Here is a 12721-nt window from a genome sequence, read left to right as displayed (position 1 = left end):
GATATGGGGGACAATCGGTGGATGGCTGATGTCGTCGATGTGATCGTCGCCGATCACGTGCGCTTCGAGACGCTGCTCCGCTCCCTGCGCGACCGCTCCCCCGCGGATCTCGAAAGCCACCGGCGGCGCACCTTGACCGAGCTCGCCGACCTTCTCGTCGCGCACGCCACCGCCGAGGAGTCCGAGGTGTACCCGAAGCTACGCGAGCTCACCGGCGGCGGCGGCCACGTCGAGCACGGCGAGGACGAGCACCTCGACGGCCACCGCCGCCTCCTCGCCCTGCTGGACGTGCCCGACATGACGTCGCCCGCCTTCGACAAGGCCGTCAGCAAGCTCGCGAACTCGCTCTACCACCACCTCGACGAGGAGGAGCGCACCCTGATCAACGACGCCCGCGGCCTGGACCCGGCGACCCGCCAGGCCCTCGGCGACGCCTGGCTCGCCGAACGCGACCGGCTGATCGCCCTCTCCTGCGGCACCCGCACCGCCGTCGCCGCCCTCCTCCCCGACTGACCAGCGCCACCCACACCCCCACACCATCAACACACTGGCCAACATCGCTGCACGGCCAAGCCAACCGCCCCCACCGAACCGCCGCACCCCACATACGTTGATCAATGCCAACTAATACGGCATTTACCCCATTACCATTGCGCGATCACCCCTCAGCGATCCCGGATCGGGGGGCGCACCACACGACGCCTTTCGCCTAAAAGCCACAAACCATGGCATTGACCAATGTCTACACAGGGCAGGGCAGAGCCATGAAGGCGAACCAGGCAGAACGGACAGAACCGAGCAGAGGCAGAGCAGAGCCATCCAGGCGAACCGGGCAGAACTGGGCAGAGGCAGAGCAGAGGCAGAGCAGAGCCATCCAGGCGAACCGGGCAGAACTGGGCAGAGGTGGAGCGAAGGCAGGAGCGGAGCCCGCTAGAGCGGAGCCCTTGCGGGATTACGGCTCGCCGGAGCGACCCAGCGGGGCCTCAACCCCGCGCAACGCCGCAACCTCAGCACACCCACATACGTTGATCAATACCAGCCCGCGCAGCCTTCACCCACCAACGCCGATCGACACCGGCCCACACAGCCCTCCACCCCCACTCCGATCAGCACCGGCCCACGCAGCCCTCCACCCCCATTCCGGTCGGCACCAGTCGACGCAGCCTCCACCCAATGCCGAGCAGTACAAAGGCCGGCACGCCAGGAAGGCCGGACCACACCAGGCCGACCCGTCGCGAAGGTTGCAGCCCGCCGGAGCTGCGTGACGTAGGTCCAACCCGCACGGCGCCCGGCTCCCAGCCCACTCCAAACCGACGCTGATCAATGCCCGCTTTTGCGGCTTTTGCTCTATCGAAGTTGCGCGATCCACCTACAAGATGATCTTCAAATTGGGGGTGGATCGCGCAATGTCTATCAATAGAAAGCCGCAAACCTGGGCATTGATCAACGTCTGTGCGGGGGGCCGACAGGGCAGAGTCGAGCACCGGGTGGCAGGACCGGGCTGGGCAGGGCCGAGCCAGGCAAAGGCCGAGCCAGGCAGAAGCAGCGCAGTGCAGAAGCCGGGCCAGGCAAAAAACCGGGTCAGGCAAACACCGCGCCAGGCAAACACCGCGCAGGGCAGGGCAGGGCGCAGGGTGGTGGGTGAGGGCGGGGCGGGGGGGTCGGCGGGGGTTACTTGTCGGCGCGGCGGAGCAGGGCCAGGAACATGGCGTCGGTGCCGTGGCGGTGGGGCCAGAGCTGGACTGTCGGGCCGGTGCCCAGGTCGGGCAGCGAGGACGGCAGGAAGGGGCGGGCGTCGATGAGGTCCATGTCGATCTGCGAGCGGCGGGCTGCCTCCGTGACCGAGACCTCGGTCTCGGCCTGGTGCGGGGAGCAGGTGACGTAGGCGACGACCCCGCCCGGCCGGACCGCCCGGAACGCGGACTGCAGCAGCTCGCGCTGCAGGCGGGTCAGCGGGGGCAGGTCCGACGGCTGGCGGCGCCAGCGGGCCTCGGGGCGGCGGCGCAGCGCGCCGAGGCCGGTGCACGGGGCGTCGACGAGGACCCGGTCGAAGCCGCCCTCGGGCAGGTCCGCGTCCTTGCCCACGTCGCGGCCGTCGGCGTGGATCGTGTAGACGGGCAGGCCCTCGGTGGCCTTGGCGACCAGCGCCGCCCGGTGGTGGGCGACCTCGACGGCGGTCACGTGCGCGTCGCGGGTGCGGGCGAGCGCGCCGAGCAGGCCCGCCTTGCCGCCGGGGCCGGCGCACAGGTCGAGCCACCGCTCGTCGCGACCCTCGATGTCCGACAGGGCCAGGGCGGCGGCGACGAGCTGGCTGCCCTCGTCCTGCACGTGGGCGCGGCCGTCGCGGACGGCGGCGATGCCGGCCGGGTCGCCGCCGCCGGTCAGCACGACCGCGTAGGGCGAGTACCGCCCGACGGAGGCGCCCCGCAGCGACGCGGCGAACGAGGCGGGGTCGAGCAGGCCGGGCCGGGCGCACAGGTGCACGGGTGGGGCGAGGTTGTCGGCGTCGAGGGCGAGCTCCGCCTCGTCGAGCGAGCCGAGCGCGTCGGCGAAGGCGCGCACGATCCACTGCGGGTGCGCGTGGTTGAGCGCGGCCGCCTCGAACGGGTCGGCGGGGGCCAGCCGGGTCAGCCACGCGGCGCGGTCGGACTCGGCGACGCGGCGCAGGACCGCGTTGGCGAAGCCGGCGGCGCCCGGGACCAGGGAGCGGACCAGGTCGACGGTGGTCGCGACCGCGGCGTGCGCGCCGACGCGCATGTTGAGCAGCTGGTAGGCGCCGATCCGCAGCGCGTCGCGGACGGGCGGGTCGATGCGGTCCACGGCACGGTCCGCGGCGGCGGCGACGATCGCGTCCAGGGTGCCGGTCTGGCGGAGCGTGCCGTAGGTCAGCTCGGTCGCGAACGCGGCGTCGCGGCCGGTGACCCCGGTCTCGCGGAGCAGCTTCGGCAGCACGAGGTTGGCGTACGCGTCGTCGCGGTGCACGGCGGCGACGGCCTCATAGGCGGCCTCGCGGGCAGGGTCGATCGCCGGGCGGCCACCGCGCGGCGGCCGGACGAGCCGGTCGTCGCGGGCACCCGCCGGGCGCGGCCCCGGCCCCCGCCGGGGCGACCTCAAGACGAGGCTCCGGAAGCCGGGGCGCCGAGCACTACGCCGGACTCGATGCGGGCGCCACGCGCCCAGGCGTCCGCGGGCATGGCCTTCTTCCCGGGTGCGGTGACCGTGCCCAGCGCGACCGGCACCGTGCCGGTGCCGACCAGGACCCGGTTGCGTTCGACGGCGACCACGCCCGGGCCGAGCGTCGCGCCGCCGCCGATGACGGAGGCGGCGGTGACCGGCGTGACCGGGCCGAGCTTCAACCGGTCGCCGCGCAGGGTCGTCCAGGCGCCGGGGGCGGGCGTGCAGGACCTGACCCGCCGGTCGACGGCGAAGGCCGGGTCGCCCCAGCGGATGAGGGCGTCGTCCACGGTGAGCTTCGGCGCGAGGGAGATGCCCTCGTGCGCCTGCGGCACGGCGGCGAGCGAGCCGGCGGCGATGCCGTCCAGGACGGAGACCAGCAGCGAGGCGCCGGAGTCGGCGAGCCGCGACAGCAGGTCGCCGGAGGTGTCGCGGGCGCCGACGGGCTCGGTGAGCGTGCCGTAGACGGGGCCGGTGTCCAGGCCCTCCTCCAGGAGGAACACGCTGGCGCCGGTCATGTCGTCGCCGTGCAGGACGGCGTGCTGGACCGGGGCCGCGCCGCGCCACGCGGGCAGCAGCGAGAAGTGCAGGTTGATCCACCCGAACCGGGGGATGTCGAGCGCGACCCGCGGCACCAGCGCGCCGTACGCGACGACCGGGCAGCAGTCTGGCTCCAGCTCACGGAGCCGGTCCAAGAACGAAGGCTCACGCGGCCGCTCGGGCGCCAGAACGAGAATGCCCCGCTCCTGCGCCCAGGCGCTGACCGGCGACGGCACCAGCTGCCGGCCGCGGCCGGAGGGCGCGTCGGGGCGGGTCACCACGGCGACCAGTTCGTGCGAGGAGGCCGCGATCGCGTCGAGGGCGGGCAGCGCCACGGCGGGCGTCCCCGCGAAGACGAGCCTCACCGGCCGAACAGACCGTGCGGGCTGGTCTTCACGACCGGCGGGGCGTCGGGGTTGTACCACTCCGCCGCCCGGATCTCCTTCATCGCCTGCTTGCGCCGGTCGGCGTCGAGCCGGTCGACGAACAGGACCCCGTCGAGGTGGTCGGTCTCGTGCTGGGCGCAGCGCGCCATCAGCCCGGTGCCGACGATCTGGATCGGGTCGCCGTGCTCGTTGAAGCCCTTGGCGATCACGTTCTGCCGGCGCTTGGTGTCCACGTAGACGCCCGGGATCGACAGGCAGCCCTCGGGACCATCCTGCTCCTCCTCGTCGGGGAACTCGAGCACCGGGTTGACCAGGTGCCCGATGACGTCGTCGACATCGAAGGTGAACACGCGCAGCCCGACGCCGATCTGCGGGGCGGCTAGGCCGGTCCCGTTCTGCTGGCCCATGGTGTCGAGCAGGTCCTTGACCAGCTTGCGCAGCTCACGGTCGAAGTCCACGACGCTGTCGGCGGGCGTGCGCAGCACCGGGTCGCCGAAGAGGCGGACGGACTGGACGGTCAAACGAGGCACCCCATATCTGGTTCGAGTCAAACAAGTCTAGTGTGGCCCGATGACGAGCCTCCACCTGCGTGGCACCGTCCTGCCGGACGGTGACGTCCGCGACATCTGGGTGCTCGGCGACCGGCTCACCTTCCAACGCCCGTCCGGCGACGTGACCACGGTCCACGAGGGCGGGTTCATCCTGCCGGGTCTCGTCGACTCCCACGCGCATCTGGGCCACCACGCGGACACGATGGCGTTCGACCCGGAGCTGTTCGCGGCGGCCGCCCGGCAGTACACAGGCGACGGCACCCTCCTGTTGCGCGTGCCGGGGCATCGGGAGCCGATCCCGGCAAGGCTCCGCGAGGACGCCGCCGTGCCGCGGCTCGTCACCGCCGGCCCGTGGCTGGCCTGGGACGGCTTGGAGGACCTGGACGACCTGCAGACAAGAACCAGCGACCTGACCGCAGCAGGCGTCGCGCAGGCCCTCGCCAACGACGGCTGGTGCAAGACCTACGGCGACTGGGAGTTCGACCGGGTGAAGACCCCGGAGTCGGTACTGCGGGAGCTCTGCGACGCCGTGCACGCGGTGAACGGGCGGGTGGCCGCCCACTGCCAGACCGCCGAGGGCACCCGCGCCGCGGTCCTGGCCGGTGTCGACTCGATCGAGCACGCCTGGTTCCTGACGCCCGACCTGCTCGACGTGCTCGCCGCGCGGGGCGGCGCGGTGACCCCGACCTGGACGGGCTTCATCGGCCACGTCGACAACGTGCGCACGAAGCCGGAGGGGCCGCGCAAGGACTGGTTCCTCGGCGGGGTCGAGAGCCTGCGCACCGCGACCGTCGACGCGTGGGAGGCCGGCGTGACCGTCCTCGCCGGCACCGACTCCCTCGGCCACGGCGACGTCGTCGCGGAGATCGGGCACCTGGCCGCGGCGGGGCTGCCGCCGGCCGCCGCGGTCGGCGCCGCGTGCTGGGACGCCCGCCGCTACCTCGGGTTCCAGGGCATCGAGGAGGGCGCGCCCGCCGACCTCGTCGCGGTCACCGCCGACCCGAGGGTGACGCCCGAGGCGCTCCGGCACCCGTCACTGGTACTCCTCAGGGGACGCCCAGCGAAGTAGCGACTCAGCGGACGCCCAGCGAAGTAGCGACTCAGGGACGCCCGGCGAAGTAGCGACTCAGGGACGCCCGGCAAGCCACGGACTCAGGGGACACTCAGCAGAACAGGGCTAGCCTCGGCCAGGTGGCCACCAAGAAGGATGCCGTCTCGCTGCGTTCCCTCCTGCCGTACCTGCGTGACCACCGCCGGACGCTCGTCGTCGTCGGCGTGCTGTCGCTGCTCGGATCCGTCACGACCCTCGCCCAGCCGCTGCTGACCCGCGACGTCCTCGACGGCCTGCAGGCCTCGGAGGCGGTCGGGCGGACCGTCGCGTTGCTGGTCGCGGTCCTCGCCGCCGTCGCGGTGCTCAACGCGCTGCGCGACTACCTGCTGCAGCGCACCGCCGAGGGGCTCGTGCTGACCGCCCGCCGGCGGCTGACCCGGCACCTGCTGCGGCTGCCGATCGCCGAGTACGACCAGCGCCGCACCGGCGACCTGCTGTCCCGCGTCGGCGCCGACACGACGCTCCTGCGGGCCGTCGTGACGTCCGGCCTGTTCGAGACCGTCACCGGCGCCGTCATGGTCGTCGGCGCCGGCGTCGCGATGCTGCTGCTCGACCCGGTCCTGTTCCTCACGGCCGGCGGCGGTCTCGCGCTGGGCCTGTCGATCGCGGTGATCTTCTCCCGCCGGGTCCGGCCCGCCTCGGAGGAGGCGCAGGCCCGCATCGGCGACATGACCAGCGCCGTCGAGCGGGCACTGACCGCGGCCCGCACGATCCGGGCGAGCAACGCCGAGGACCGCGAGGTCGCCACCGTCGAGTCCGGCGCCGAGGAGGCGTACCGGGCGGGCGTGCGGATCGCGAAGCTGCAGGCGCTCGTCGGGCCGGCCAGCGTCGCCGCGATCCAGGGCGCGTTCCTGCTGCTGCTCGGCGTCGGCGGCGCCCGCGTCGCGAACGGCACCATCTCCGTCGGCGACCTGGTCGCGTTCGTGCTCTACCTGTTCTTCCTGGTCATGCCACTCGGCCAGGCGCTGCACGCGTACACGCAGCTGCAGACCGGGCTGGGCGCGCTGCAGCGGATGCAGGACATCCTGGTCGTGCCCCTGGAGGAGGACGCGGGCACCGCCGCGGTGGCGGACTCCCCCGTCGCCGTCGCGTTCGAGGGGGTCACGTTCGGCTACGCGGCCTCGCTGGAGCCGGTCGTGCGCGATGTGTCGTTCACGGTGGCGTACGGCACCCGCACCGCCCTCGTCGGCCCCTCCGGGGCGGGCAAGTCGACGCTGCTGCAGCTCGTCGAGCGGTTCTACGACGCGACCGCCGGCACCGTCCGGGTCGCCGGCGTGGACGTGCGGGACCTGCCGCGGCAGACGCTGCGCGCCCAGCTCGGCTACGTGGAGCAGGAGGCGCCGGTCCTCGCCGGGACGCTGCGGGAGAACCTGCGGCTCACCACGCCCGGCGCCACCGACGCGCAGATGCTGGAGGTCCTCGACGCGGTCAACCTCGCCGACGTCGTCGAGCGGACCCCGCTCGGCCTGGACGCGCAGGTCGGCGAGGGTGGGGTGCTGCTGTCCGGCGGGGAGCGGCAGCGGCTCGCGATCGCCCGGACGCTGCTGGCCGCGCCGCCGATCCTGCTGCTGGACGAGCCGACGTCCAACCTCGACGCGCGCAACGAGGTGGCATTGCGTCAGGCGATCGACACTGTGGCGCACAATCGGACGATGATCGTCGTCGCGCACCGCCTGTCGACCGTCGTCGACGCGGACCAGATCGTGGTCATGGAGGGCGGCCGGGTCGTCGCCACCGGCCGGCACGCCGACCTGCTCGACTCCAGCGAGCTGTACCGCGAGCTGGCCACCAACCAGTTGCTGGTGGCATGACCGGGCGTGGCCCGGCCGACGTCTGGGTGGTGGCCGGGCCGCCCGGGGCGGGCAAGTCGACGGTCGCGGACCTGCTGATCGGGCTGCTCGACCCGGTGCCGGCGCTGCTGGACAAGGACACCCTGTACGGCGGGTTCGTCGCCGCCACCCTCGCCGCCGCCGGCCGGTCCCCGGGTGAGCGCGAGGGTGTCTGGTACGACGCCAACATCAAGCTGCACGAGTACGCGGGGCTCGCCGCCACCGCCCGCGAGATCCGCGCCCGCGGCTGCCCGGTGGTGCTGTCCGCGCCGTTCACCGGCCAGATCTCCGACGCGGGCCGGTGGGCCGGGTTCGTGTCCTCGCTCGGCGGCGACGCCGTCCACCTGGTGTGGGTCCGCTCCGACCCGGCGACGCTGCGGGCCCGGCTCCTGGCCCGCGGCTCGCACCGCGACGGCCAGAAGCTGGACCGGTGGGACGACTTCCTCGCGGCGATCCCGCCGGACCGGCCACCGGCGGTCCCGCACCGCGAGGTGGACAACCGCGAGGGCGCCCCGCCCCTGGAGGCGGCTCTCAGCGCCCTGCTAGCGGGCTGACAGGACCAGGTTGGTCTGCGTGGTGGCGACGACCCGGACGTCGGTGAACCCGGCCTCGGTGAGCAGCCCGGTCAGCCGCGCCGCGCCCGCCTGCGCGCCCAGCGCGGCGCCGCCCTCGGAGATGGCGTGCGGCACGCACAGGTACGTCGACGCGCCGTAGAAGAGCCGCCCGAGCGGGTGCAGGTTGTCCTCGACCCGGTCCCCGGCCAGGGGCTCGACGATCAGCCAGGTGCCGTCGTCGCTCAAGGTCTCCCGGACCCGCCGGGCGGCCCCGAGGGGGTCGCCGAGGTCGTGCAGCGCGTCGAAGATCGTCACCAGGTCGTAGCCGCCATCCGGGGGCGCGGGGAACCCGGCGGCGGTCGCGACCTCGAACTCGGCCCGGACGCCGGCCTTCGCCGCGGCGGCCGTCGCGGCGGCGATCGACCCGGGGTGCGCGTCGAAGCCGGTGACCGTCGCGGCCGGGAACGCCTCGGCGATGAGGACGGTCGCGGCGCCGTGCCCGCAGCCGATGTCGGCGACGCTGCCGCCGGCGCGCAGCCGGTCGGTGACGCCGTCGAGGGCCGGCAGCCACCCGCTGATGAGGTGCTGGGCGTAGCCGGGCCGGTAGAACGCGGCGACGCCCGCGTGCAGCGCCTCGTCGTGCTCGCCCCAGCCGATGCCCTCGCCGGTGCGGAAGGCGCGTTCGAGCCGGTCGGTGTCGCGCAGGATCGCGAGGCAGAGCTCGGCCGCCGCCGGCAGGTTCACCGGCCCGTCGGGGTCGAGCAGGACGTGCTGCTCGGGGCTCAGCGCGTACGTGCCGCCGTCGTGCGTCAGGTAGCCGCCCGCGGTGAGCGCGCCGGCCCACTCACGGACGTAGCGCTCCGCGGTCCCGGACCGCCGCGCCAGCTCGGCGGCCGTCGCGGGGCCCTGCCGCAGCGCGGCGAACAGGCCCGTCCGCTCCCCCACCGCGATCAGCCCGGCCGACGGGCAGGCGCCGAGGTCGGCGACGGCACGCTCCAGGAGGTCGTTGAACCGTTCGGTATCCATGCCTTCCATGCAACCGCCCGTCCGGGGTGACTCCGGAGCGAGAAACAGGGCGAATCACAAGTCAGAGCAGATCAGAGCAGATCAGAGCAGATCCAGGGGGTCGACCTGGACGCGGACGGGGTCGGTGGCCTTGCGGGCGGAGCGCAGGCCGGCGGCGGAGCGCAGGGCGAGGGTGAGGGCACGGCCGCCGGACCGGCCGGTGCGGACCAGCATCCGCTCCTGGCCGTCGGCGGCGGGGACGGGGCCGAGGACCTCCGCGCCCTGCGGCAGCTTCGCCGCCGCCAGGAGATCGGCGACGGCGGCCGGCGCGCCCGTCAGCGACGCCATCCGCACGACCGGCGGGAAGCCGAGCTCGCGCCGGTCGGCGAGCTCGCGGGCGGCGAGCCAGCCCGGGTCGAACCGCACGAGCGCCTGCACGACCGCGAGCGACGCGTCGGCGACCACGACGACCGTGCCGGTGTGCCGGCACAGGGACGCGGCGGTCAGCCAGCGGCGCAGCGCCTCCTCGGTGCCGCGCAGGTCGGCGCGGGTGAGCAGGGCCCAGGTGTCGAGGAGGAGGACGGCGCCGTACCCGCCGTGGGCCACGGGCTCCGCGCCCGGGGTCGACACGACGATCGACGCCTCGCCGGGGACCGTCGCGAGGACGCCGTCGCGGCCCGAGGTCCGCACCGGGGTGTCCGGGAACGCCCGGGCGAGCTCCTCGGCGGTCCGGCGCGCGCCGACGACGGAGGCGCGCAGGCGTCTGCTGCGGCATTCCGGGCAGGCGTACGCGGCGGCGACCCGTCCGCACCACCGGCACGACGGCGGCGCGGTCGCCGACGGCAGCGCGAGGGGTCCGGAGCAGTTCGGGCAGCGGGCCGGGGTGTGGCACTCGGCGCAGGCGACCGACGGGATGTACCCGCGCCGCGGCACCTGGATGAGCACCGGCGTGTTTCGCAGCAGGGCATCGCGGGCGGCCCGCCAGGCGGCGGTGGGCAGCCGGGCCGAGACCGCTCCCGGGTCGCGGGCCATCTGGTCGTCCTCGCCGACGGTCACCACCTGCGGCATGTGCCGCCGCACGACGTCCCTGCCGGCGGCGACCTCGATGGCCCAGCCGGCCTCGACGAGCTGCTGGGCTTCGGCGGTACGCGCGAACCCCCCGACGATGATCCCGCACCCCGCCTGTTCGGCCCGGGCGAGGAGGACCTGCCGGGCGTGCGGGTACGGCGCCCTGGGCTCGGCGTGCAGGTCGTCGCCGTCGTCCCAGACGGCGACGAGGCCCAGGTCGGCGACGGGCGCGAAGCAGGCGGCCCTGGTGCCGATGACGACCTTCACGTGCCCGCGTGCCGCGGCGAGGAAGCGCCGGTACCGTTCGGCGGGCCCGAGCGCCGCGGACAGCGCCACGTGCGCCCCCGTGCCGCCGAGCGCACCGGTCATCGCCGCGTCGAGCCGGTCGAGGTCCCGGGCGTCCGCGACGACGATCAGCGCGCCGCGCCCGCCGGCGAGGGTGCTCGCCGCGGCCTCGGCGAGCCGCGCCGGCCAGTCTTCCCCGGGCAGCGCGGTCCACACGGCGTGCGGCCGCCGCCCGTCGCCGAGAGCCCGCAGCAGCGCCACCCCCGCCGGGTACCGCCGCCACCCGGCCTCGGAGACCGCCGGCACCGCGGCGGGCGGGACCCCGGCGGACCGGGCGGCCGGCGAAGACGGCACGTCCGAAGAAGCCTCGCCCGACGGAGCCTCGTCCGGAGACCCCTCGCCCTGAGACCCCTCGTCCGGAGACCCCTCGTCCGGAGACCCCTCGTCGGCGGCCGGCACGGAGGGTGAAGTTGCGGGGGAACGTTTCTCGGTGGCCGCGTGGCGGGGCGGGACGGCGAGGCGGAGGACGTCGGACAGGGTCCCCGCGTAGCGGTCCGCGACCTCGCGGGCCAGGGCGGCGACCTCCGGCCGCAGCACCGGCTCCGGTGACACCACCTTGTCCAGGAACTGCAGGCGTCCCCCGTGCTCCGACTCCGCGACCCGCTCCAGCAGGAACCCGTCGGCGAGCTGGCCGGCGAAGCGGACCTTCACCCGTACACCTGGAACGGCGACCGCGTCGAGGGTGGTGGGCACCAGGTAGTCGAACGGCCGGTCCAGGTGCGGCAGCGGCACGTCGACGCAGATCCGGGCGACCGGCAGCACGGCGGCGGCCTCGCGGGGCTTCGCGGTGCGTGACTTTCCCGCGACGCGCTCGGCGGCGGCTTTTCCGGTGGCCTTCGCGGCGGCCTTCCCGACCGGCTCCAGTGACGGGAAGAGACCGTCCTGTGATAGGCCGGAAATAGACGTTGACCGATCAATCCCGGTATCAGATTGATCGGCCAACGTCGAAGTGTGGATCAGGCGCCGGCGGCGGACTTCAGCTCGGCCGTGCGGCTCGCCTGCTCCCACGTGAAGCCGGGCAGCTCGCGGCCGAAGTGACCGTAGGCCGCGGTCTGCTGGTAGACCGGCTTGAGCAGGTCGAGGTCGCGGATGATCGCGGCCGGGCGCAGGTCGAAGACCTCGTTGATGGCCTTCTCGATCCGCTCGACCGGCACGACCTCGGTGCCGAAGGTCTCCACGAACAGCGAGACGGGGTGCGCCTTGCCGATCGCGTAGGCGACCTGGACCTCGCAGCGCTCGGCCAGGCCGGCGGCCACGACGTTCTTCGCGACCCAGCGGGTGGCGTACGCCGCGGAGCGGTCGACCTTCGACGGGTCCTTGCCGGAGAACGCGCCGCCACCGTGGCGGGCGTAGCCGCCGTAGGTGTCGACGATGATCTTGCGGCCGGTGAGGCCGGCGTCGCCCATCGGGCCGCCGATCTCGAAGCGGCCGGTCGGGTTGACCAGCAGCCGGTAGCCGTCGGTCTCCAGGCCCAGGCCCTCGAGCTCGGGGGCGATGACGTGCTCGCGCACGTCGGGGGTCAGCAGCGACTCGAGCGAGATGTCGGGCGCGTGCTGGCTGGAGACGACGACCGTGTGCAGCCGGACCGGACGCAGACCGTCGTATTCGATCGTGACCTGCGTCTTGCCGTCGGGCCGCAGGTAGGGGATCGTGCCGTCCTTACGGACCGCGGAGAGGCGGCGCGCGAGCCGGTGCGCGAGCGCGATCGGCAGCGGCATGAGCTCGGGCGTCTCGCTGCACGCGAAGCCGAACATCATGCCCTGGTCGCCGGCGCCCTGCAGGTCGAGGTTGTCGCTGCCGGAGCCCTCGCGGACCTCGATCGCGGAGTCGACGCCCTGGGCGATGTCGGGCGACTGGGCGCCGATCGACACGCTGACGCCGCAGGAGGCGCCGTCGAAGCCCTTCTTCGAAGAGTCGTAGCCGATGCCGAGGATCGTCTCGCGGACGATCTTCGCGATGTCGGCGTAGGCGCTGGTGGTCACCTCACCGGCGACGTGGACCTGGCCGGTGGTGATGAGCGTCTCGACGGCGACCCGGCTGCGGGCGTCCTGCGTGAGGAGCGCGTCGAGGATGCCGTCACTGATCTGATCGGCAATCTTGTCGGGGTGACCTTCGGTGACCGACTCTGACGTGAACAGGCGGCGGGCCAATGGTGCTC

The 12721-nt window shown here is 73.9% G+C and carries 10 protein-coding genes; 4 read left to right on the top strand and 6 right to left on the bottom strand.

Going from position 1 to position 12721, the window contains the following annotated elements; genetic code table 11:
• The first annotated feature begins 21 nt into the window (after positions 1–21).
• On the top strand, positions 22–513 hold the full coding sequence (locus ABZ321_RS51540) for a hemerythrin domain-containing protein (RefSeq protein WP_354903766.1): 492 nt from the start codon (positions 22–24) through the stop codon (positions 511–513).
• Between the two features lie 1158 nt (positions 514–1671).
• Here ABZ321_RS51540 and ABZ321_RS51535 read toward each other — a convergent pair.
• The 3 genes from ABZ321_RS51535 to def are packed head-to-tail and all read right to left on the bottom strand — an operon-like array spanning position 1672 to position 4621.
• The gene (locus ABZ321_RS51535; RefSeq protein ID WP_354903764.1) at positions 1672–3114 is read right to left on the bottom strand and encodes an RsmB/NOP family class I SAM-dependent RNA methyltransferase; all 1443 of its coding nucleotides are present in this window, start codon (positions 3112–3114) and stop codon (positions 1672–1674) included.
• A complete protein-coding gene (gene fmt, locus ABZ321_RS51530; protein WP_344503577.1) occupies positions 3111–4079 on the bottom strand; it encodes a methionyl-tRNA formyltransferase in 969 nt (322 codons plus the stop codon). The genes ABZ321_RS51535 and fmt overlap by 4 nt, the downstream gene beginning before the upstream one ends.
• On the bottom strand, positions 4076–4621 hold the full coding sequence (def, locus tag ABZ321_RS51525; RefSeq protein ID WP_344503576.1) for a peptide deformylase: 546 nt from the start codon (positions 4619–4621) through the stop codon (positions 4076–4078). Before def ends, fmt begins: the two co-directional genes overlap by 4 nt.
• Positions 4622–4670: 49 nt before the next feature.
• On the opposite strand from def, the gene ABZ321_RS51520 reads away from it, so the two are divergent.
• The 3 genes from ABZ321_RS51520 to ABZ321_RS51510 all read left to right on the top strand — a co-directional run bounded on the left by ABZ321_RS51520 (position 4671) and on the right by ABZ321_RS51510 (position 8145).
• Complete coding sequence (locus ABZ321_RS51520; RefSeq protein ID WP_354903763.1) at positions 4671–5720, top strand: amidohydrolase family protein; 1050 nt, start codon at positions 4671–4673, stop codon at positions 5718–5720.
• 122 nt (positions 5721–5842) lie between these two features.
• A complete protein-coding gene (locus ABZ321_RS51515) occupies positions 5843–7573 on the top strand; it encodes an ABC transporter ATP-binding protein (protein WP_354903761.1) in 1731 nt (576 codons plus the stop codon).
• Entirely contained in the window at positions 7570–8145 is a 576-nt protein-coding gene (locus ABZ321_RS51510) for an AAA family ATPase (protein ID WP_354903759.1), read from the top strand. Before ABZ321_RS51515 ends, ABZ321_RS51510 begins: the two co-directional genes overlap by 4 nt.
• Here the strand turns inward: ABZ321_RS51510 and ABZ321_RS51505 are convergent.
• The 3 genes from ABZ321_RS51505 to metK form a co-directional block, all read right to left on the bottom strand.
• Positions 8134–9171: a class I SAM-dependent methyltransferase gene (locus ABZ321_RS51505; protein ID WP_354903757.1), complete on the bottom strand. Its 1038-nt coding sequence runs from the start codon at positions 9169–9171 to the stop codon at positions 8134–8136. The two genes, ABZ321_RS51510 and ABZ321_RS51505, sit on opposite strands and share 12 nt — an antisense overlap.
• 81 nt (positions 9172–9252) lie before the next feature.
• Positions 9253–11325 carry a primosomal protein N' gene (locus ABZ321_RS51500; RefSeq protein ID WP_354903755.1) on the bottom strand — a complete coding sequence of 691 codons (2073 nt, stop codon included), beginning with the start codon at positions 11323–11325 and terminating at the stop codon, positions 9253–9255.
• A gap of 194 nt (positions 11326–11519) precedes the next feature.
• Positions 11520–12713: a methionine adenosyltransferase gene (gene metK / locus ABZ321_RS51495; RefSeq protein WP_344503570.1), complete on the bottom strand. Its 1194-nt coding sequence runs from the start codon at positions 12711–12713 to the stop codon at positions 11520–11522.
• Positions 12714–12721 lie beyond the last annotated feature (8 nt).

It is taken from the genome of Dactylosporangium sp. NPDC006015 (genome assembly GCF_040614215.1).
Classification (GTDB): domain Bacteria; phylum Actinomycetota; class Actinomycetes; order Mycobacteriales; family Micromonosporaceae; genus Dactylosporangium; species Dactylosporangium maewongense.
Note: the sequence above shows the minus strand (reverse complement) of the source record. Positions and strands in the feature narration are given on the sequence as shown.

Excerpts from the sequence above, each read along its gene's own strand:
- ABZ321_RS51540 (WP_354903766.1), top strand. The coding sequence starts at position 22 with ATGGCTGATGTCGTCGATGTGATCGTCGCCGATCACGTGCGCTTCGAG.
- ABZ321_RS51520 (WP_354903763.1), top strand. The coding sequence starts at position 4,671 with ATGACGAGCCTCCACCTGCGTGGCACCGTCCTGCCGGACGGTGACGTC.
- ABZ321_RS51510 (WP_354903759.1), top strand. The coding sequence starts at position 7,570 with ATGACCGGGCGTGGCCCGGCCGACGTCTGGGTGGTGGCCGGGCCGCCC.
- ABZ321_RS51505 (WP_354903757.1), bottom strand. The coding sequence starts at position 9,171 with ATGGATACCGAACGGTTCAACGACCTCCTGGAGCGTGCCGTCGCCGAC.